Source organism: Flagellimonas rhodophyticola (assembly GCF_049332665.1).
In the GTDB taxonomy this organism is placed as follows: domain Bacteria; phylum Bacteroidota; class Bacteroidia; order Flavobacteriales; family Flavobacteriaceae; genus Flagellimonas.
Map to the genome: position 1 here is coordinate 3,619,870 of NZ_CP186326.1, position 22,076 is coordinate 3,641,945.

The 22,076-nt window shown below is 40.2% G+C and carries 20 protein-coding genes; 9 read left to right on the forward strand and 11 right to left on the reverse strand.

Features of this window, described 5'->3' with window-relative positions; translation table 11 throughout:
* Entirely contained in the window at positions 1-231 is a 231-nt protein-coding gene (locus tag ACOKFG_RS16355) for a hypothetical protein (protein WP_299486428.1), read from the forward strand.
* On the opposite strand, the gene ACOKFG_RS16360 is transcribed toward ACOKFG_RS16355, so the two are convergent.
* On the reverse strand, positions 228-1,052 hold the full coding sequence (locus ACOKFG_RS16360; RefSeq protein WP_422861619.1) for a hypothetical protein: 825 nt from the start codon (positions 1,050-1,052) through the stop codon (positions 228-230). The genes ACOKFG_RS16355 and ACOKFG_RS16360 overlap by 4 nt on opposite strands.
* 126 nt (positions 1,053-1,178) lie before the next feature.
* Between ACOKFG_RS16360 and gcvP the strand changes: the two genes are divergently transcribed.
* From gcvP to ACOKFG_RS16385, 5 genes are all read left to right on the forward strand, one after another.
* The gene (gene gcvP / locus ACOKFG_RS16365) at positions 1,179-4,031 is read left to right on the forward strand and encodes an aminomethyl-transferring glycine dehydrogenase (RefSeq protein ID WP_299486432.1); all 2,853 of its coding nucleotides are present in this window, start codon (positions 1,179-1,181) and stop codon (positions 4,029-4,031) included.
* Positions 4,032-4,196: 165 nt separating this feature from the next.
* Positions 4,197-5,255, forward strand: a complete 1,059-nt coding sequence (locus ACOKFG_RS16370; protein ID WP_422861620.1) for a 3-oxoacyl-ACP synthase III family protein — start codon at positions 4,197-4,199, stop codon at positions 5,253-5,255.
* Positions 5,256-5,783 carry a methyltransferase gene (locus tag ACOKFG_RS16375; protein WP_422861621.1) on the forward strand — a complete coding sequence of 176 codons (528 nt, stop codon included), beginning with the start codon at positions 5,256-5,258 and terminating at the stop codon, positions 5,781-5,783.
* A gap of 48 nt (positions 5,784-5,831) precedes the next feature.
* A complete protein-coding gene (locus ACOKFG_RS16380; RefSeq protein ID WP_422861622.1) occupies positions 5,832-6,674 on the forward strand; it encodes a glycosyltransferase family 2 protein in 843 nt (280 codons plus the stop codon).
* Positions 6,675-6,706: 32 nt separating this feature from the next.
* On the forward strand, positions 6,707-7,687 hold the full coding sequence (locus ACOKFG_RS16385) for a 2-hydroxyacid dehydrogenase (RefSeq protein WP_422861623.1): 981 nt from the start codon (positions 6,707-6,709) through the stop codon (positions 7,685-7,687).
* Between the two features lie 40 nt (positions 7,688-7,727).
* On the opposite strand, the gene pafA is transcribed toward ACOKFG_RS16385, so the two are convergent.
* Positions 7,728-9,404, reverse strand: a complete 1,677-nt coding sequence (gene pafA / locus ACOKFG_RS16390) for an alkaline phosphatase PafA (RefSeq protein WP_422861624.1) — start codon at positions 9,402-9,404, stop codon at positions 7,728-7,730.
* A gap of 117 nt (positions 9,405-9,521) precedes the next feature.
* Here pafA and ACOKFG_RS16395 point away from each other — a divergent pair, with 117 nt between their 5' ends.
* Both ACOKFG_RS16395 and ACOKFG_RS16400 read left to right on the forward strand, forming a co-directional pair.
* Positions 9,522-10,259: an ABC transporter permease gene (locus tag ACOKFG_RS16395; protein ID WP_298791548.1), complete on the forward strand. Its 738-nt coding sequence runs from the start codon at positions 9,522-9,524 to the stop codon at positions 10,257-10,259.
* Entirely contained in the window at positions 10,259-11,026 is a 768-nt protein-coding gene (locus ACOKFG_RS16400) for an ABC transporter ATP-binding protein (protein ID WP_422861625.1), read from the forward strand. The genes ACOKFG_RS16395 and ACOKFG_RS16400 overlap by 1 nt, the downstream gene beginning before the upstream one ends.
* Positions 11,027-11,051: 25 nt before the next feature.
* On the opposite strand, the gene ACOKFG_RS16405 is transcribed toward ACOKFG_RS16400, so the two are convergent.
* From ACOKFG_RS16405 to ACOKFG_RS16415, 3 genes are read right to left on the reverse strand one after another with little or no spacing between them, the layout of a single operon-like run.
* Positions 11,052-12,509, reverse strand: coding sequence for a DUF389 domain-containing protein (locus ACOKFG_RS16405; RefSeq protein WP_298791553.1), 1,458 nt, complete (start codon positions 12,507-12,509; stop codon positions 11,052-11,054).
* A gap of 3 nt (positions 12,510-12,512) precedes the next feature.
* Positions 12,513-13,592, reverse strand: a complete 1,080-nt coding sequence (locus tag ACOKFG_RS16410; RefSeq protein WP_422861626.1) for a mannose-1-phosphate guanylyltransferase — start codon at positions 13,590-13,592, stop codon at positions 12,513-12,515.
* Positions 13,593-13,609: 17 nt separating this feature from the next.
* Positions 13,610-14,233: a SprT-like domain-containing protein gene (locus ACOKFG_RS16415; protein WP_422861627.1), complete on the reverse strand. Its 624-nt coding sequence runs from the start codon at positions 14,231-14,233 to the stop codon at positions 13,610-13,612.
* A 169-nt stretch (positions 14,234-14,402) separates the two neighbouring features.
* Here ACOKFG_RS16415 and ACOKFG_RS16420 point away from each other — a divergent pair, with 169 nt between their 5' ends.
* The gene (locus ACOKFG_RS16420) at positions 14,403-15,527 is read left to right on the forward strand and encodes an inorganic phosphate transporter (RefSeq protein ID WP_422861628.1); all 1,125 of its coding nucleotides are present in this window, start codon (positions 14,403-14,405) and stop codon (positions 15,525-15,527) included.
* 40 nt (positions 15,528-15,567) lie between these two features.
* Here ACOKFG_RS16420 and ACOKFG_RS16425 read toward each other — a convergent pair whose 3' ends face one another.
* The 6 genes from ACOKFG_RS16425 to porV all read right to left on the reverse strand — a co-directional run bounded on the left by ACOKFG_RS16425 (position 15,568) and on the right by porV (position 21,873).
* Positions 15,568-16,245: an SDR family NAD(P)-dependent oxidoreductase gene (locus tag ACOKFG_RS16425; RefSeq protein WP_422861629.1), complete on the reverse strand. Its 678-nt coding sequence runs from the start codon at positions 16,243-16,245 to the stop codon at positions 15,568-15,570.
* 32 nt (positions 16,246-16,277) lie between these two features.
* Complete coding sequence (locus ACOKFG_RS16430; RefSeq protein WP_422861630.1) at positions 16,278-17,315, reverse strand: M28 family metallopeptidase; 1,038 nt, start codon at positions 17,313-17,315, stop codon at positions 16,278-16,280.
* Positions 17,316-17,438: 123 nt separating this feature from the next.
* A complete protein-coding gene (locus tag ACOKFG_RS16435) occupies positions 17,439-19,070 on the reverse strand; it encodes a 2-oxo acid dehydrogenase subunit E2 (RefSeq protein ID WP_422861631.1) in 1,632 nt (543 codons plus the stop codon).
* 4 nt (positions 19,071-19,074) lie between these two features.
* Positions 19,075-20,073, reverse strand: coding sequence for a pyruvate dehydrogenase (acetyl-transferring) E1 component subunit alpha (gene pdhA / locus ACOKFG_RS16440; protein WP_298791566.1), 999 nt, complete (start codon positions 20,071-20,073; stop codon positions 19,075-19,077).
* An 81-nt stretch (positions 20,074-20,154) separates the two neighbouring features.
* Positions 20,155-20,646 carry a cytidine deaminase gene (gene cdd / locus ACOKFG_RS16445; RefSeq protein ID WP_298791570.1) on the reverse strand — a complete coding sequence of 164 codons (492 nt, stop codon included), beginning with the start codon at positions 20,644-20,646 and terminating at the stop codon, positions 20,155-20,157.
* Positions 20,647-20,724: 78 nt separating this feature from the next.
* Positions 20,725-21,873 carry a type IX secretion system outer membrane channel protein PorV gene (porV, locus tag ACOKFG_RS16450; protein WP_298791572.1) on the reverse strand — a complete coding sequence of 383 codons (1,149 nt, stop codon included), beginning with the start codon at positions 21,871-21,873 and terminating at the stop codon, positions 20,725-20,727.
* Positions 21,874-22,076: the final 203 nt, after the last annotated feature.

The window sequence follows — 22,076 nt, forward strand, 5'->3', positions numbered from 1 at the left end:
ATGAAGATTTCATGCGAGGAGGCCTCGAACATATGCAATAAATCGCAATACAAAGAAGCTGGTTTTTGGGAGATTTTAAAACTACGTGCACATATTCTCATGTGCAAGACCTGTGCAAAATTCACCAAGGAAAACACCGCTTTTACCTCGCTCTGCGAACGTGCAGGACTTAATGTTCTTTCCGAAAACGAAAAAGACGCCATGAAAAAGGATTTGGAAAAACATCTTTAGCCAAAGCCGATAAGCAGCCATAATATTCCGCACCATATAATTGGAATACCTTCTACCCAAAAAGAGACTAAATAGTTTTTTTGCATATTTTTCCCGTAAAAGAACACTACAAGTAAAATAAGGCTCACTACGAATCTTGACCAAATTTCTGTTTGGTATAATTCATCCTTTAGAAATGTAAAAAGGAACCATAAAATAGTCAAAAAGATACCTAGTCTTTTGGTCCTTTCGATTCCAATTACCTGGGGCAAAGTTTTCAATGCCTTACTATCCCATTTAAGGTCCCTAATCTCGAAGGGCAGAAGCAGCACAATCACCAACACAAAACGTTGGCAAAACAACACCCAGATATCCCATGTCAGGGCCGCCTGTTGGTCCAAAATTGGCAGAAATACGGTAAATCCCACCCAAACTAGGGCCACTATGTAGATTTTGAACCCACCAAGGCTTCGCAAGTTCTTTGCGTTTGGTAAAAATGGTATGGCATAAAGTGCAGAAATCAAGGATAATATTAATAGAACCATCCAAATTTCCTGGTCAAGTTGAAATAGAAAATATAAAGCTGGTACAAAGCAAACAAAGCTAAAAACTTGGATACTTCGGTGATAGGTGTTGGAAACTATCAGATACTTTTCTGCTTCTACCCCATATTTTACAAAATTATAGCATACAATAGTTCCAAAAAACGTAAACCCAAGTAGTGAACTATTTGGTGATATCCCTAGCAGAACTATTGTGGACAATATCAACGAAACCACTGCAAAAGCCACATGCACACTAGCATTAAGGTAAAAATCAAATAACGTTTTTAATAGTTTCATTCTAAGGAAATCCGGCCTTACACTAAAAGGTTGATTATTGGTTAACAACTTTGGCCCTGCTGTTTTCAAAATTGCCGATTTTCATCGAATTAATCCCTAATTTTGTGCACTTTATTGGATTGAACTATGAATACAGATGTGTTTGCCTTACGGCATATCGGTATTACCGAAAAAGACCTTCAATCGATGTTCGAAATCGTTGGAGTAAACAACATGGAACAGTTAATCAATGAAACTATTCCTGATGAAATTCGATTAGAAAAACCTTTGGACGTTCCACAAGGTATAAGCGAACATGAGTTTCTTACCCATATTCAGCAATTAGCAGATAAAAACAAGGTTTTTAAGTCCTATATCGGGCTGGGTTACCACGAAAGCTTAACTCCTTCGGTTATAAAGCGAAATATTCTTGAAAACCCTGGTTGGTATACGGCCTATACACCATATCAAGCAGAAATAGCACAAGGAAGACTGGAAGCTTTATTGAATTTCCAAACCATGGTAAGTGACCTTACCGGGATGGAATTGGCCAACGCCTCGCTTTTAGACGAAAGCACTGCCGCTGCAGAAGCTATGACCATGTTGTTCGATGTTCGCTCTAGACAGCAGAAAAAAGAAGGAACTACCAAGTTTTTTGTATCCGAAGAGGTGCTACCGCAGACCCTAAGTCTACTTGAAACCAGATCTACTCCGTTAGGCATAGAATTGGTTATAGGAAATCATGAAGAATTTGATTTTTCTTCCGATTTCTATGGCGCCCTTCTGCAATATCCAGGAAAACACGGTCAGGTAAATGATTATGCCAGGTTTGTGGAAAATGCCAAGGCCAGTGATATCAAGGTTGCCGTTGCCGCCGATATTTTAAGTTTGGTTCTACTCACCCCTCCAGGAGAATGGGGAGTCGATGTTGTTGTCGGCACCACCCAACGTTTTGGCATTCCTTTGGGGTACGGTGGTCCGCATGCCGGGTTTTTTGCTACAAAAGAAGATTACAAAAGAAGTATTCCGGGCAGAATTATAGGCGTCACTAAGGACACCGACGGCAATAGGGCATTACGTATGGCTTTGCAAACCCGGGAACAACATATAAAAAGAGATAAAGCAACTTCCAATATCTGTACCGCTCAGGTCTTATTGGCTGTAATGGCTGGAATGTATGCTGTTTATCATGGACCGGAGGGACTTAAGTATATTGCCAATAAAGTGCATAATTATGCCAAAATGGCCTCTGATTTCCTTTCAGAAGTGGGCTTCGAGCAACTTAATGCGGTTTACTTCGACACCGTCAAATTCAAAGTAGATGATGTTCAAAAGTTGAAGGAGACGGCAGAAGCTAGTCAAATCAACCTGAATTATATTGATAACGAAACCGTTTCTATCTCTATAAACGAAGCTTTTTCAGAAACAGATTTTAAGCAACTGATAGGTTGTTTTATGCAGAGTCAAGGCAAAAAACCCGATGCTTCGTTCACAAAATCTACAGAACAGATTCTTCCTGCTTTATTGGAACGTAAATCACCTTTCTTAGAACACGAAGTTTTCAATTCGTATCACTCTGAAACAGAATTGATGCGTTACATCAAAAAGTTGGAGCGAAAAGATTTGGCTTTGAACCATTCCATGATTTCATTGGGAAGTTGCACCATGAAGCTGAACGCAGCATCCGAAATGCTACCATTGAGTTGGGCCAACTGGGGGAATATCCATCCGTTTGTACCCCTGAACCAAGCCCAGGGTTATCAACTGGTTTTAAAAGAACTGGAATCTCAACTAACAACAATTACCGGCTTTGCAGCCACCTCCTTACAGCCTAATTCTGGTGCACAAGGTGAATATGCAGGCTTAATGACGATTCGAGCCTATCATCAATCTCGTGGTGAAGGGCATAGAAATATTTGCATTATTCCTGCTTCAGCGCATGGAACCAATCCAGCTTCAGCTGTTATGGCGGGAATGAAGGTCATCGTCACCAAAACCGACGAAAAAGGAAATATCGATGTAGCTGACCTTGCGGATAAAGTAGTTCAGCATTCAGGAAATTTAGCTGCTTTGATGGTAACATACCCATCCACACATGGTGTATTTGAATCTTCTATTGTTGAAGTGACGAAATTGATCCATGAACATGGCGGACAGGTATATATGGACGGTGCCAACATGAATGCCCAAGTCGGATTGACCAATCCAGCTACGATTGGAGCCGATGTTTGCCACCTCAACCTTCATAAGACCTTTGCTATTCCGCATGGCGGAGGTGGTCCTGGAGTAGGCCCAATATGCGTTGCAGAACAGTTGAAACCTTTCTTACCGTCCAATCCGGTTATTAGTACTGGAGGTGACCAAGCTATTACCGCTATTTCAGGAGCACCGTGGGGAAGCGCACTGGCCTGTCTAATTTCGTATGGATACATTAAAATGTTAGGGACGGAAGGTTTGACTGAATCTACAAAAATTGCCATCCTAAATGCCAATTACATCAAAGACCGTCTTAAGGGAAAATACGATGTGTTATATACTGGGGAAAGAGGTCGCGCCGCACACGAAATGATTGTTGATTGCAGACCTTTTAAGGCTCACGGAATCGAAGTAGTGGATATCGCCAAAAGACTAATGGATTATGGTTTTCATGCCCCGACCGTTTCTTTTCCAGTGGCAGGAACTATGATGATTGAACCTACGGAAAGTGAAAGTCTTCCTGAATTGGACCGGTTTTGTGATGCAATGATTGCTATACGAGAGGAAATCGATGAGGTAAGCGCAGAAGAACCCAATAACGTTCTAAAAAATGCACCACATACGTTGGAAATGCTAACTACCGATAATTGGAACTTCCCATACAGTAGACAAAAGGCTGCTTTCCCATTATCTTTTGTAGGAGAAAACAAGTTTTGGCCATCCATCAGAAGAACCGATGAAGCCTTTGGGGATCGTAATTTAATCTGTACCTGTGCTCCGATAGAGGCCTACGTAGAGGCATAGGCAAACAATGATATTTATTGATAAAAAGCTCCGGTTTTGCTTTAAATTCTGGAGCTTTTTTTATTGAACACCCATCAAAACTTTAGTTGAACATCGTAGGGTATTTTCTAGAGAAGAAATTAAATCGACCTATGCCAACTATCTTAAATCTGTAAAATCTCAACTATGAATATCGGTATCACGGGCACTGGATGTTATATTCCGTCCATCATCACTAAAAACGAAGACTTTTTAGAACATGAGTTTTTAGGAACTGATGGTGAAAATTTCACACATGAAAACACAGTTATCATTGAAAAATTCAAAGCCATCACAGGGATTTTGGAGCGAAGGTATGCTTCATCGGACCAGAATACATCAGACCTTGGGTATTTAGCTTCAAAAAAAGCAATTCAGGATGCCGGAATCGACAAAGAAGAATTGGACTATATCATATTTGCCCACAATTTTGGAGATGTTACATCTGGAAAAGTGCAAGGAGACACACTCCCCAGTCTCGCTACTCGGGTAAAGCACCTGCTCCAAATAAAAAACCCCAAATGCGTCGCTTACGATATGCTTTTTGGATGCCCTGGCTGGATAGAAGGGGTAATTCAAGCGAATGCTTTTATAAAAAGTGGATTGGCCAAGAAGTGCTTGGTTATTGGGGGAGAAACCCTTTCTAGAGTCATTGACCAACATGACCGTGACAGTATGATTTATTCAGACGGCGCCGGTGCTGCCATAATCGAAGGCAATAGTGCCTCCGGTGAAATATTGAGCCATGCATCCGTCACACATGCAAATGGTGAGGCTTACTATTTATTTTTCGACAAGACCTATAAAAATGATGGCTGCCAAAATACCAGATATATAAAAATGCATGGGCGTAAAATCTACGAATTTGCCTGTACCCATGTCCCACAAGCCATGAAAGATTGCTTGGATGATAGTGGAATTGGCATTGAGGAAGTGAAAAAAATCTTCATTCATCAAGCCAATGAGAAAATGGATGAGGCCATTATCAAAAGATTCTATCGACTATACGGCAAGCAAGCCCCTGAAGACATCATGCCTATGAGCATTCATAAATTGGGGAATAGTTCCGTTGCGACCATTCCAACATTGTTTGATTTAGTCCGCAAAGGTGAATTGGAAGATCATCAAGTTAAACAAGGAGATGTTGTTATCTTTGCAAGTGTTGGTGCCGGAATGAACATCAACGCCATTGTATACCGATATTAAATGTACGAGAATAATTTTCCCAACAAAAGATACAAGCACACCCTAGCATTTTTACAAAAGCATATCCATACGACCGAATCTATTTTAGATTTAGGAGTGGAAAACCCATTTTCCGAAATCATGAAGGCCAATGGGTATAATGTAGAAAATACTGGTGGTGAAGATTTGGATGTTGATTTTCAAAAAATAGCTGAATCCAAAGCAGATGTGGTTACGGCATTTGAAATTTTTGAGCATTTAGTGGCCCCTTTCAATGTATTACGGGAAATAAAAGCTGACAAGTTGGTAGCTAGTATCCCAATGCGGCTTTGGTTTTCTTCTGCCTATAGAAGTAAAACAGATCCATGGGACAGGCATTACCATGAATTTGAAGATTGGCAGTTCGATTGGGTGCTTGAAAAAGCGGGGTGGAAAGTTTTGGATTCGGCCAAATGGACCAATCCGGCAAAAAAAATTGGTGTAAGACCATTGCTTCGGCTATTTACCAACCGATACTACATTGTGTATGCAGAGAGAAATTCCAAATAGCGAGAAATAATATTGTTATTTGTAATTTACTGCTCGGAATTTTTTTGAATGAATATTAGCATCGTCATCCCTGCCCATAACGAAGCATCGTTTCTGAAGGATTGTTTGAATTCATTCATTACTCAAACCCATACCCCTAATGAACTTATTATAGTTGATGATAATTCAACTGATAGTACTTACCAAATTGCAAAAGATTATTCCACCAAATATGAGTGGATTCAAGTAATCCAAAGAAAGTCCTCTGATGAACATATTCCTGGAAAAAAGGTGATTGATACCTTTAATTTTGGGTTATCCCATTCTTCCGGATATGATGTAATAGGAAAGTTTGATGCCGATATTATCCTTCCAACGAATTATTTTGAAGTAATGCTCAACCATTTTCAATCCAATTGGAAATTGGGCATGTGCTCTGGATTACTCCATATCAAGAAGGGAAACGACTGGGTTTATGAGCAAATCGCTGATAAAAACCACATCCGTGGCCCCATAAAACTGTACCATAAAGCCTGCTTTGAAAAGATAGGAGGACTGCGCGCTGGTGTGGGATGGGATACAGTAGATGTTTTGCTGACTAAATATCATGACTTTGAAACACTGACCGACACATCTTTGATGGTAAAGCATTTACGCCCAACTGGACACGGTTACAGCAAAAGAAGTTATAGTTCCAAAGGAGAAGCCCTCTATAAAATGCGCTATGGCATTATACTTGCTAAGATTGCGGCTTTAAAAATGGCATGGCAGGCCAAAAGCCTCAGACTATATCCTCAAACAGTTTTGGGCTATTTAAGAGCAGTATTCAGTGGGCTTCCAAGATTTGTTACCAAAGATGAAGGTTCTTTCATTCGAAAATATCGTTGGAAGGGAATTTTGAAGAAACTTTAGTTAAAGCCCGTAATTTCAAATCCATCAAAAATATGAGTAAGAAAAAGGTCTTTTTGACAAGAGTTTTCCCCAAATTGGCAACACAGCTTTTGGAAGAGGCAGGTTTTGAAGTGACCGCTTGGGACAAAGAACATCCAATGCCGCACGAACAAATGGTAGAAGTTGCCCAAAACTATAATGCCTTGTTTTGCACACTCACGGATAAAATTGATGCGGCTTTTTTAAACAAATGCTCCCACTTGGATATCATAACTCAATTTGCAGTTGGATATGACAATATTGACATTAAAGTAGCAACAGAACTAGGTATTCCAATAGGATTTGCTCCTAATGCAATGAACGAAGCCACTGCGGATGCAGCTTTTGGTTTAATGATTGCCACAGCTCGAAAGATGTTCTTTATGAATCAGAAAATCAAAGATGGAAAATGGGGATATTTTGACCCTGTAGGGCATTTGGGGCTAGAACTTAAAGGCAAAACCCTTGGTATTTTAGGCCTTGGTCGAATTGGTATGGAAATGGCCAAAAGATGCAAAGGAGCCTATGATATGGACATCATATATCACAATAGAAACACCAACAAAAAAGCAGACGAAGCATTGGGTGCCCAACGTGTAGACTTCGAAACATTGATTACCCAAAGCGATGTAATTTCAGTTCATTGTGCATTGACCCCTGACACCAAAGGTATTTTTGACAAATCGGTTTTCGACAAAATGAAATCCACAGCTCTATTCATCAATACAGCACGGGGTGCAGTCCACGACGAACAAGACCTCATTGAGGCTTTGCAAAATGGCAATATTTGGGGAGCTGGTTTGGATGTTACCAATCCTGAACCCATGAAACCCGACAATCCATTACTAAAAATGGAAAATGTCTGCGTACTCCCCCACATCGGCTCCGCAACAATTACCGCCAGAAACGAAATGGCCAGAATGGGTTCAATCAATATTATTAGTTTTTATGAAAATGCGGAGGTTCCAGATATTGTAAACCCAGAAGTATTGTAAGTCTTTCTTCTAAAAAGCACCCCTCCTGATCCTGATATCATTAGTCCAACACTTCAGCAATGGGTTCACCAGTGGCTCCATTTGGGAATGCAATCCCGAGTAATGCGGATATGGTCGGTGCTATATCTGGAATCTCAGTTCTATTCACCGTGCTTCCATTTTTTATACCCTTACCGAAAAGCAAAAGAGGCACATGGGTATCATAAGCCAATGGTGATCCATGGGTAGAGCCAGTAGGGCGGTACTCAACATATCCCGGTTGCTTTACTAAAAGTACATCACCAGAACGTTTTTGGTTCCAGCCATTTTGAAGTAAATAAGGAACACCAGAGGAGTACTCATTTTGCCACAATTGATAAGCGGTATAGGTCTCGTTGACACCTTCGTAATCTAAAAGTTCCTGAGCGATTTCCTCCTGAACCTTCTGTAAATCCATATCCAAATTGGCTATAATCTTATGATCCAAAAAGACCTGTGAAGCTGAGAAGTGTTTTATCATATCAGTAGTACCGTACTGATATTTTACAAACTCCAAAAACTTCTTTCGCATTGCTTCAACATCTAAATAACCGGCTGGTATCTTTTGATCTTTTAAATATGCAGGTACATCTATAGCTCCGTGATCGGCAGTGAGAAAAACTGTGTATTGTCCAACACCTACTTTTTGATCCAATTGATTTAATAGTCGTTCCATATCCAAATCCAATCGTAGGTAGGTATCTTGTATTTCTTTGGAATTCACCCCGAATTTATGCCCAATATAATCTGTACTTGAAAAGCTGATGGCCAAAAAATCGGTTATTGCATCCGTTCCCAAACTTTCATTTTGCAATGCCTCCAAGGCAAAATCCAAGGTAATAGTGTTTCCATAGGGAGTATACTTCAGTATTTCAAAATCTCTGTCCTTGGCCAATAAATTTGGAGTGTTATGAGGAAATGTTGGTGTGGTTTCGTCTTCAAATAGACCTTCATAGGCATTATTATCCGAACCGCTTTCTTGGTACAATGCCATGTCTTTAAGAGTTGTCCATGGTTTTTTATACGCTTCTACCCTATCAGATGTATTGAAATCCTTTACCCATTGTGGCAAATCTTGCATATAATAAGAGCTACTAACCCATCGGCCCGAATCTTCTCCTTCAAACCAATAGGCAGCATTCGCTGTATGCCCGCCAGGTAAAATTGCTCCTCTATCTTTTAAAGCTACCGCGATAACTTTTCCCTTTTGTTGCGTAAACAATCTCAGTTCATCGGTAATCGTAGTTGTCAACATACGATGTGGAGACATTTTTCCAGCACCCGAGTTGGTGCCAACTGATGTTTGATTGTCATCCGAAGCACAATACACTTCTTTATCCTCAACCTTATCATACCAATCGTTGGAAATAATACCATGGGTTGCAGGCGTAGTACCTGTATATACCGAAGCATGGCCCGGTCCAGTTTTGGTTGGAGCGTAGTTAAAATGATGATTTTTGCAATTGAAACCATCATTCACCAATCTTTTAAATCCGCCTTCTCCATAATGACCCCAAAAACGGGTCAAATAATCATAACGCATCTGGTCCACAATAATCCCCACAACCAATTTTGGAGATTGAGCTATTTGTTTGGACTGTTGTTGTGGTTCTACATTTTTCTTTCCTCTTCGCTGACCTAGAGTAAGGTTTACGGTCAAAATCAAGGATAAAACAAGGATCAGGTTGATGTTTTTCATGAATCTTATTTGATTAACGACGACAAAACTATTCATTTATCCCTTTTAATAATTTAAATGATGGTTAAATGCACTTCAATATTGTTATTTTTATGCCTGCAAGTCTATTTATAGTACATGAAATACCTTGAAGCGATTGGGAAATACTTCATCATGATTTGGGAAGTATTTAAAAAACCAACCAAATGGCCCATCATGAGATCCCTTATTCTAAAGGAAATCGATGAGTTGATCTATGGTTCTTTAGGTATCATCATATTTATTTCCTTTTTTATCGGCGGGGTGGTTACCATTCAAACCGCATTGAACTTAAACAGTCCTTTGATTCCAAAAAGTCTTATTGGCTTTGCTACTCGACAATCTGTAATTCTAGAATTCGCACCAACTTTTACTTCCATTATTATGGCTGGAAAAGTAGGTTCGTATATTACATCGAGTATTGGGACAATGAAGGTAACCGAACAGATAGATGCCCTGGAGGTAATGGGGGTAAATTCGGTCAATTATTTAGTATTCCCCAAAATCATTGCAATGCTTGCCTATCCTTTTGCGGTTGCCATCGCCATGTATGTAGGTATTTTGGGCGGATGGATTGCCGGATCTTTTGGTGGGTATGCTCCCAGCGGGGAGTTTATAAAAGGACTTCAGTTGGATTTTATCCCATTCCACATTACCTATTCTTTCATTAAAACTATTGTTTTTGCATTTGTTATAGCTACCATACCATCTTTTCATGGGCTTTACATGAAGGGCGGCGCCCTTGAAGTTGGCAAGGCCAGTACCACGGCATTTGTCTGGACAAGTGTGGTAATCATCATACTTAATTATATTCTAACACAATTAATGCTAGGCTGATGATTGAAGTTGAAAACATACATAAATCGTTTGGTGACGCGCATGTTCTTAAGGGAATCAGTACCTCTTTCGAAGATGGAAAAACCAATTTGGTCATCGGGCAGAGCGGTTCCGGAAAGACTGTTTTTTTAAAGTGTTTATTAGGGCTTTTTGAACCGGAGGAAGGTCAAATTTGTTATGACGGTCGTTTTTACTCGGAACTTTCAACCAGTGAAAGGCGTGATTTGCGTCAGGAAATGGGCATGGTGTTCCAAGGAAGTGCCCTGTTCGATTCCATGACTGTTGAAGGAAATGTCATGTTTCCATTAGGTATGTTTACCAATCAATCCAAGGCCGAAATGAAAGATCGGGTTGATTTTGTTCTCGAACGGGTAAATCTCATTGACGCACATAAAAAGTTTCCTTCGGAAATATCTGGTGGAATGCAGAAAAGGGTCGCCATTGCTAGGGCCATTGTCATGAATCCCAAGTACTTATTTTGCGACGAACCTAATTCAGGTTTAGACCCAAAAACAGCCATTTTGATTGATAATCTGATTCAAGAAATCACCAAAGAATACAACATTACCACCATCATTAATACTCACGATATGAATTCTGTGATGGAAATTGGGGAAAAAATTATCTTTTTAAAGGATGGCTATAAGGAGTGGGAAGGCACCAACAAGGAAATCTTTAAAACGGACAATGATGCAGTAACAAATTTTGTCTATTCTTCAGAGCTTTTCAAAAAAGTCCGTCAGATGTATATTGAGGAAAGAAATTAAGAAATGTCTGAAGTCTGAAAAACAATTAATTTACTTCTTTCACCACTATTGTGCTGTCTTGTAACCTTACCTTAAGCCAGTTCAACATCTTCGTAGCATCCGCATTTTTCTGATTGGGCTTTACTTCATTTTTCCATTTCACCTCAAACACAGGTACGGTATCCTGTTTTTTAAAGTCGGTCTGAATTTGATATGAAAAACCCAATCCTTCGATATTTTGATAATTGGCTTTTGCTTCCGCACTGATATTATTAAAAGGTATTTGCCTACCGGCATTTTTGGTCAGGGTGGCCACCTCTTCCTCCAATAATCTAATTTGCTCATCCTTGTTTAAAAGTTCAGCCTTATTTTTTTCATAAAGTTCACTTACATAATTGAACTTTTCCTCTGAATCATCTTTTCCTCCCTGTAAAATTCGAAACTCGGCATCTTTTAATCTTGAGTGCTCGTTTTTCTGAACACGCCATGTGTTTATAATATTTTCTGGAATTAACTCATCTCCCATACAAACCAATTCTATCAGAGGAGTTTCACCTTCATTGAAGTCTATTTTGGTGAGATTGTCCACATATCTACCAGAGGTAGTAAATTGATAGACCTCTATCGTTTCTCCTAAAAACTGTTGCGCTTGCTTTTTAAACAAAGACTCTTGGAACACCTGATAAAATGTAATTCCAGCAGGAATCATTACCGCGATCCCAGTTACAGAAGCCACGCGAGCTATAAAGCGTCTTCGCTGCGAATTGGCATATCTCACCATGGGAAATCGCAGAAACTTAATGACCAAAAAGGTCGCCAAGCCAATAAACATGGTATTGATAATGAACAAATACATTGCCCCCCAGGCATATTCCAGTTTTCCAATGGCCAAACCAAAACCTACTGTGCATAAAGGAGGCATCAGTGCCGTGGCAATTGCAACGCCGAAAATAACACTAGCAATGGTTCCTTTTTTGGCTCGGGCAATCACAAGAGCCAAACCTCCAAAAAACGCAATCAATACATCGCGGATATCGGGTTTTGTTCTTGCCAAAAGTTCAGAAGATTCATCACGCAGTGGAAATAGGTAGAAAAATAAGAAGGCTGTAATTACGCTCAAAACCACCATTACGGTAAAATTTTTGAGAGATCTTCTAAGGGTGTCAATATCATTTATCGCCAGGGATAGGCCCATTCCTAAAATGGGACCCATTAATGGTGAAATTAACATCGCACCGATAACTACTGCCGTTGAATTCGCATTTAACCCTACCGAAGCTATAAATATGGAGCAAATTAAAATCCAAGAGGTATGCCCCTTAAATGGGATATCTGCAATAATGGATTCTTTAGTGGCCGCAGCATCGGTATTGGTTCTAATCTCCAACAATTCGGAAAGAAACTTCCGTACACTGCCCAAAAGCCCCTTAAAGTCCTTTTTTACTTCATCACCACTGTCTTGATTTGGCGTGTTTTCCCCTCCTGTAAATAAATGTTCACTCATATGTTAAGCGTACTCGTCACCGAACTTCTCTTTTACTTGATTCAGGACTTCTTTGATATTTTGTTGTTTGGATTTGGGATAAATCAACAATACTTCCTCTTTATCCACAATTATATAATCGTCCAAACCATCTACAACCACAATTTTACCTTTTGGTGAACGAATCATATTTCCTTTGGAACCTTCCAATAATACCCGACCGTTTACCACTGCATTGTCTGCCTCATCCTTATCCAACTTATCGTATAAAGCACCCCAAGTTCCCAAATCATTCCAATCGAAGGTAGCGGGTAACGTAAAAATGGACTTCGATTTCTCCAAGATAGCATAATCTATGGAGATGTTCTCGGCCTTAGGATAGTTTTCCTTTATAAAATCCTGTTCTTCACTAGTGTTATAGCAAGAAACCCCGTCTTCAAACAAACTATATTGTTCGGGCTGATAATTTTTAAACGCATTCACAATAGTGTTCACACCCCACATAAAAATTCCCGCATTCCAAAGGAAATTTCCTTGAGCCAAAAACTCTTTGGCAGTTTCATAATCAGGTTTTTCTCTGAATTGTGACACCCTTTTTAGGTTTTCGTCACTGTCTTTTTCAAATTCAATATATCCAAAACCGGTATTGGGAAATGAGGGTTGAATACCCAAAGTGCACAGTACTTCTTCTTTTTCGCATTTATCAAAACATGCTTTTACATTGTCTTCAAAAGCTTGTTCATCCTCTATCCAATGATCGCTTGGAGCCACAATCATTACCGCGTTTGGGTTCATCTTTTGAATTTTCAACGAAGCATACAAAATACATGGAGCGGTGTTACGCATTGCCGGCTCCAACACCACCTGTTCTTGCTTTACCTTTGGTAATTGCTCCAGAACCAAATCATTGTATCTCTCATTGGTAAGAATTAAAATGTTTTCGGTAGGAATAAATCGATTTAACCGGTCAAATGTTTTTTGAATCAAAGTCTTTCCCGCACCCAACATATCGTGGAATTGCTTAGGGTTTGATGAAGTACTTACAGGCCAAAAACGGGAACCTACCCCTCCGGCCATTAGTATAGCATAATAGTTTTTGTTCATTTAATCAATTTTCTAAGTTAAAACGGTGGTTCAATCCGTGTTTCCTTGACCAATTCCACTTCAGCGTTTGGCTGAAACAAATATAACCTGCCTGAAGTCAATTCTACACATTCATATCGTTTTACCCTTTTTTTTCCTTTTTTAAATAGCTTACCATTATATAATCGAAAGGTACTGCCCTGGGGCAATTCGTATACATAGCTGTTTTTTCGCTCTTTGGTGTCAAAAGTCTTGAGCGCAATGGACAAGCGGGCATCGGTACTACTACTTGCTTTTGGGTTTTTAAAATGATTGGCAATTATGGGCAATAATTGGGATGGGAAAATCTCTGGTCGAATAAATGGAATCATTAAATGTTGAAAGGTTCTTTTCCACTCCAAGCCATGCGGTTTGATTCTACGCCCGTATTTTTCAAAAGCTACCAAATGGGCTATTTCATGAACCAGGGTTATTAAGAATCGGTATTTATTCAAAGAGGCATTCACCGTTATTTGATGCAACCCGTTGGGTAATCTCCTATAATCGCCATGTCTAGTGACCCGATGGTTTACCACCTTTAAATGCACTGCATGGGTCTTGATGAGTTCAAAACAAGGTTCAACCGCACGTTCGGGCAAATATTTTTGTAAAGTTTCGCTCACTCAAACAAAGTTATAAGTTGATTTCTTTTGCACGGAAAAATCTGAAATTATTTTCCAAAGAGTTTTAAAAACTCTAAACTTTGATTTGTAATTGTTGAATCAAATTCTCGACTATATGGTTTGATTCGTAAGTTAGTTATCCCAACAACACTATACCAACTTCTTTAAAATGATATTTATATTTCTTTTTATAGCCGCTGGATTTCTTGCGTACAGCAATGGTGCCAATGATAATTTTAAAGGTGTTGCCACCTTATTCGGCAGTGGCACAACCAATTATAAAAAGGCTATAAATTGGGCTACCATAACCACATTTTCCGGTTCTCTTGCGGCAATCTTTTTGGCAAGTACCTTGGTAAAGAATTTTTCAGGGAAGGGCCTAGTGCCCGACACTTTGATTCAGACTCCTGAATTTGCCATTTCCATTGCTTTGGGAGCCGCGCTTACTGTTTTTATCGCAACAAAAATTGGAATGCCCATCTCTACAACACACAGTTTGGTGGGAGCTTTGTTTGGGAGTGGCGTTGTAGCAGTAGGCAGTGCATTTAATTTTGCCAAATTGGGCAATACCTTTTTAATGCCGTTGATTGTGAGTCCATTAATGGCTGCTGTGGTAAGTTTAATTGTGTACGTTATTTTCAGGCGTATACGGATTGCATTAGGCGTGACCAAAGAAACCAGCGCCTATATTGGGGAAGAAAAAGTTGCGATTGCAAAGCTCCTACCTGCGGACAGTTATAATTCCTTGGAGACTAAAACAACAAAAAAGTTGCACATAGTCAAAGAACAAGAATTTCTTGACAAATATGAGGGGAGCTTTATTGGAATAAATGCGCAGAAAGCATTGGATGTCGCCCATTATTTGAGTGCTGGGGTGGTTAGTTTTGCCCGCGGGCTTAACGACACTCCCAAAATTGTTGGCTTACTTATCGTAATCAACACCTTGGATATTAAATGGGGGATGATTGTTGTTGCATTGGCCATGGCCATTGGTGGACTACTAAATGCTAAGAAGGTAGGACAAATGATGAGCAAAAAAATTACCCCAATGAACAGCGGTCAAGGGTTTACGGCCAACCTTGTCACCGGAATTTTGGTCACCACAGCCAGTGTCCATGGATTGCCGGTTTCCACTACCCATGTGAGTGTAGGTTCTATTTTTGGAATCGGAACTGTAACCAAAAAGGCCAATGTTAAAGTGGTAGGGAATATTCTTTTATCCTGGTTGTTAACCTTGCCTATAGCAGCATTATGTAGCGCTTTTATCTATTGGCTGCTTCTTACTTTTAATTAGACGATAAAATAAAGTTGTCCAAGTTGGATAATCAACCGAATCAAGGGGTACTACTGCTCACTTGTAGTAACTTTCCATTGTAAAGCTTGTTTCCTGTTAAGGCAAAATCTTTGATGTAAGTTGCCATCTGGTTGGCAGTTACGGGAGCTTGATATCCAGGAAAGGCTTCAGCCAACATTTCAGTTTGTACGGCACCAATTGCCAAAACATTAAAGCTTGGTCCGGTTTCCTTAAATTCTTCTGCCCAAAGTTCCGTCAACGTAATCACTGCTCCTTTACTGGAGCTATAAGCGGAAAGACCAGGAAATTTCATGCTTCCTTGCACCCCGCCCATGGAACTTATAGTAACCACATGCCCTTTCTTTCCCATTTTTGGGATTGCCATGCGTGTCATTTCAGCAACACCAAAGACATTTACTTTGTAAACGGCCTCGAATTCCGATGGAGATGTTTCTAAAAAAGGTTTGTTCAACAAGCTTCCGGCATTGTTGACCAACACATCTACCTGTTCCCATTGTTGAAGAAAATCAGTTGCCTTTTCAAAATCTTTCTGATTTGCCAAATCAAATGACAAGGTCTGTACATTGGGTAGATTCAGTTCTGCAACCGGTTTTTCATTTCTGGACAAAGCCAGCACTTGGTGTCCTTCTTTTGCAAAAAGCTGTACTAGTTCAAAACCAATACCTCTGCTAGTTCCTGTTACAATAATATTTGCCATATGCGAATCTCTAGCCTACCCTCGAGATGATTTTATTGGGTTATTTTAACTTCTTGTGTTGATGCATTGGCAATTCCTTCCAAAACTGGAATCATTTTGTTCACTAAAGCGGCCATATGCGGAAAATCCATCAAATCGTTTTCGTCTCCTACCTTATGATAGTGTCCAAAATTGGTAAAGTCAAAGGTGCAATAGGTATGTGACGGCACCCCGAATTCTTTATGAAATGGATAATTATCGGAGCGTTGGAACAGGTTATATTCTTTTGCGGTAGGCAAAAATCCAACCAAATTCTCTTTTGCATAGGCGTTGCTTACTTCCGCTAAATTAGAATTGTCATATCCTGTGATATAAACAAAATAATCTTTGCCTTGTAGAGGAACCCCTGTCATTTCAAAGTTGAGCATTGCATACAAATTCAGGTCTTGTTCTTTCATTTTTTTTGCTAGATGTTCAGACCCCAACAGGCCTTTTTCCTCTGCGCTGAACAAGGCAAAAATCAGACTACGCTTGTTGTTCTTATTGGTTCCAAAATACCGAGCCAATTCCATTACAGTGGTAGTCCCTGATGCATTGTCATTGGCTCCATTGGCAATATAATCCCCATTTTCTGGAGCAATAGTTCCGATATGATCGTAATGTGCCCCAATCACAATGTATTCGTTCTTCAAATCCGGGTCATTCCCTTCCACAACTCCTACGATATTATAGGAAGGTTTTTTATAGTTGGAAAGTGTATCCCTATAGGATTCGAAATAAGGTTTTACGTGATAACTTTTGAAATAGTTTTCGATGTACTTAGCTGCCATCTCGATGCCCTCACTTCCCGAATCCCGGCCTTTAAGGTCATCAGAGGCCAGATAATTCATGATATCTGCCACCCGTTCTGCATCGGTAAAAGTAGCTTCTGACACACCGGTCGCTTTTACCGTGGATGTGGCTTCAACAACACTTCCTTTTACACCTTCTGGTCCTGCAGGGTCTATAGTATTCGTTCGTGTCTCCACCATCTGGGTAGACCCGCAGCCTATAGCTAAAAGGATTGCGAAAGCACAGCATAGTTTTTTCATGGTATTCGTTTTTTGAATTTTTTAAAGATAAAAAAAGTATCCTAAAAGGATGCTTCTAAATTATATGTTCTGTGATTCAAATTGCGCTTTATCAAGTTCAGCGTGAATGCTCCAACTGATATCTTACGCCAACATAGTCACAGGGTTTTCCAAATAAGCTCTTAATGTCTGTAAAAATTGAGCTCCTACAGCACCATCAACTGTTCTGTGATCACAAGCCAAGGTTACCTTCATTGTATTACCAACAACAATTTCACCATTTTTCACCACGGGTTTTTCGACAATGGCTCCAACGGATAAAATTGCTGAATTAGGCTTATTAATAATCGAGGTGAATTCCTGGATACCAAACATTCCCAAGTTAGAAACGGTAAAGGTACTCCCCTCCATTTCGTCTGGTTTTATCTTCTTGGTGCGAGCTCTACCAGCTAAATCTTTGACAGAAGCACCAAGTTGAGTCAAACTTAATTGATCAGCAAATTTCACTACCGGAACCACCAATCCTTCATCAACCGCAACTGCTACACCCATATGTATATGGTGTTTGAAAATGGTTGCATCATCTGTCCATGTTGTGTTTACCTGCGGATGTTTCTTCAATGCCATCGCACAAGCTTTTAACACCATATCATTGAATGACACCTTGGTATCTGGCAAATTGTTGATTTGCGCCCTTGAAGCCTTGGCGTTATCCATATCCACCTCAATAGTAAGATAGAAATGAGGTGCGGTAAACTTGGAAGCACTTAAGTGTTTGGTTATTGCCTTGCGCATGTTTGAGTTTTTCACCTCTTCCATGCCTTCCTCACCAACAGGTAAGTTTATTGGAGCAGCCGCAACAGGCGTCGAAGCTTCAACAGGTGCGGAAACTGCAGGTGCCGAAGCTGGTGCTTGCGATGGCTGGAAGTTCTCCACATCTCTCTTAACGATTCTGCCGTGGTCTCCTGAACCTTTTACATCAGCCAAATTAATGCCTTTTTCCCCGGCTATCTTCTTTGCCAATGGGGAAGCCAAAATACGCTGCCCATTCTGTGAGGTTGCCACTTCTGGAGCAGCCTCTTCAACTTTAGGGCTCTCGGTTACTGCTTGGGCCACAGGGGCACTTTCTGAAACCGAACTGGTAGGAGCACTTAAAACAGCACCTACATCGGTTCCTGCTGGACCAATAACGGCCAATACATCATCGACTGGAGCTGACTCTCCTTCTTGTATTCCAATATGCAAAAGGACTCCTGAGTAAAAGGACTCAAATTCCATTGTTGCCTTATCGGTCTCAATTTCGGCCAAGATATCACCCTCTTCTACTTCATCTCCCACTTTTTTCAACCAAGAAGCAACGGTTCCTTCTTCCATGGTATCACTTAACCTGGGCATTTTAATAACCTCAACTCCTGCCGGAATCTCAGCACTTGCTGCAGCTGGAGTCGCTGGAGCCTCAGGTGCACCTTCCGGTTCAGCTGGAGCTTCGGCCGCAGGTGCTGCACCACTTCCATTTAACAAAGCAGCAATATCCTCTCCTTCTTCACCAATAATGGCCAAAAGTGAATCAACTGGTGCGCCATCGCCTTCTTCTATACCTATATGAAGTAATGTTCCTTCATGAAAGGATTCAAATTCCATGGTGGCTTTGTCCGTTTCGATTTCAGCCAAAATATCACCTTCCTCTACTTTATCTCCTACTTTTTTGAGCCATTTTGCCACGGTTCCTTCCTCCATGGTATCACTCAATCTAGGCATGTTGATTACTTCTGCCATCTACTTATAATTTATGTTGTAAAAATGGATAGTCTTCTTGCTCGTATACCGTATCGTACATCTGCTCTATCGGTGGGAAATCCGATTCTTCGGCAAACTTTTCACATTCGGCCACTAAATCCTTTACACCTTTATCAATTTCCTTGATCTGATCTTCTGTTGCCCATCCTTTTTCGAAAATGATATCCTTTACTTGGGTAATTGGATCAATCTTTTTGTATTCTTCCACTTCTTCCTTGGTCCGATACTGCTGCGCATCAGACATGGAATGTCCGCGATAACGGTATGTCTTCATTTCCAAGAAAGTTGGACCACCACCCGTACGTGCACGCTCAATGGCTTTATCCACTTCTTTAGCAACTGTAGCGGGGTCCATGCCGTCAACATCGGTACATGGCATTTCATAACCCAACCCTAATTTCCATATTTCTGTGGAATAAGCTGTGCGAGCTACAGATGTTCCCATGGCATAACCATTGTTCTCACAAATAAATACAACGGGTAATTGCCAAAGCATGGCCAAATTGAACGCCTCGTGTAAGGATCCTTGACGAACAGCACCATCACCCATGTAGCATAATGTTACGGAATCTCTTTTAAAGTATTTATCAGCAAAGGCCAATCCCGCACCTAATGGAATTTGTCCTCCCACAATACCATGTCCTCCATAAAAGCGGTGCTCTTTAGAGAAAATGTGCATTGAACCTCCATTTCCTTTGGAAGTACCTGTAACTTTTCCAAAAAGTTCAGCCATAACTTTTCTGGGATCTACACCCATTCCGATAGGTTGAACGTGGTTACGATAAGCAGTGATCATTCTATCCTTGGTCAAATCCATGGCGTGCAACGAACCTGCTAAAACAGCTTCTTGTCCATTATATAAGTGGAGAAACCCCCTTACTTTTTGTTGAATATATACTGCAGCCAGTTTGTCCTCGAATTTTCTCCAGAACAACATGTCTTCATACCATTTCAGGTAAACTTCTTTGGTGATTTTTTTCATCAACGATTGTATTATTTGAAATTCCCCAACTTCGGAGAAAAGCAAAAATACATATATATCTGTTTTGGGAAAAGGTTTGGTTTAAGAATCACCCAAAAATGAACTGCTAAATGCCAAAGGAAGAATATCACTTACAGCATCGCATTTGAAAATAGGTCCAATTTGACCTCGCAAAAGAATAGCTATCGGGGATTCTTGTTTTTGTTCGTATTCAATAATGGATTGCCTACAATTCCCGCATGGTCCTGCGGGTTTGTCAACCACATAATTTTGAGAAGTGGCACTAATGGCAATGGTATTTATTGCTACTCCCGGGAATTTGGCACCAGCTTGAAAAATTGCTACGCGCTCTGCACAAAGTCCGGATGGGTATGATGAATTTTCTTGATTATTCCCAATTACAATCTCGCCATTTGCCAAAAGCACCGCGGCGCCGACTTTAAAGTTCGAATATGGGGAGTACGCATTTTCTCGCGCATCTTCAGCTTGTTCTAACAATTTTTGTTCGATTTGTGACAGTTCGTTGGGGTTATCGTAAACGGCAAGTTCGAAGCTAATTTGTTTTTTCTCCATCGTGGGTGTTAGGTGTTGACCAAAAATAAGAAAACCTGTCAATTGACAGGTTTTCTTTAAATTCTTATTACGCTTTACTTAGTCATTGACATATTCCTCACCAAAATTAAAGGTAAGTGAAAAACGAAGTGTGTTTTCTAATGGATTTCTGACTTGTGATGTCGAGAAAAGATACGAAAGGTCTATTTGGGCAGATTTAAACTGAAATCCAGCTCCCAAAGTAAAGAACTTTCTTGAACCTTTTTCTTCACTTTCGTTGAAGTATCCAGTTCGAAGCATAAAGGCATCCATGTATTTATATTCGGCTCCTAGAGCCCAAGTAACTTCTTTTAACTCCTCGCTAAATCCATCAGGAGCATCTCCTAACGATTCAAAAGCACCACTAAAAAAGCCTATTTGCTGATATTCGTTATTGTCTTCTGCGGTAATCTGGCCATCTCCTGTAAAATCCCGCGGGGTTGGCACCAATAATTTATTGAATTCGGTATGCAGTCCCAAGACATTGTCTTGATCAAAAATAAAGTCAAAGCCCGTTCCAAATTTTAAGTTGGTTGGCAAAAAGTTTTCTTGGCCACCGGCATCATACTGAATTTTTCCTCCAAGATTGGAAATATTGAATCCGGCTCTCCATCTACCATCAAAACTGTTGTAGGCAATTTCCCTTGAACGGAAAAAACCAGCAATATCCACCGCAAAAGCATTCGCGGCCTGGGAATCCTGAGAACCTTCTTGAAATCTTAGGTTAGAACTTATAAACCTACCACCAACGGCCATGGAAAAGGTCTCGCTGAGTTTTAAGGAATATGAACCGTCGATAGAAAACTCATTTGGTTTTACCAAAGTCGGGTCTAACTGATCAAAGGTTTGGCGCAATTCTATTTCACCCAAACCGAAATATCGCAAACTAAAGGCAAATGCACTTCGATCATTAAATTTATTGTAATAGCTGGCGTTCAACAGAGAAACATCGTTAACGATACTTTCTAAGTAAGGGGTATAGCTGACCCCAATTCCAGATTTTTGGTTTGCAAAGGCAAATTTAGCAGGGTTCCATTGTTGAGAGTAGGCATCAAAAGATGTTGCCACCCCCATATCTCCCATCCCAGATGCCCTAGCATCCGAAGCAATGGTCAAAAATGGAACTGCTGTTGTAATTACTCTTTCTTGCTGTGCGCTCATCTTTGGGGCAAGAACAAGCAACACTACCAGTATTAGTAACTTTTTCATTTTAAGCGTTTAGCGTTTAGTTAAATTACGTCCATGGTATAGCATATAAATATGACGTATTACATGTAAACGAACTTTTCCATCAATTCTTATAATACACACCTATTTTTTTAACCAAATTTTTGGAAAAAGGAGAGAATGCTGTACTTACCGTTAGTTCGGAGCGGAATTAAAACCGTTAAAACTTCCTTGTTTCATACTAT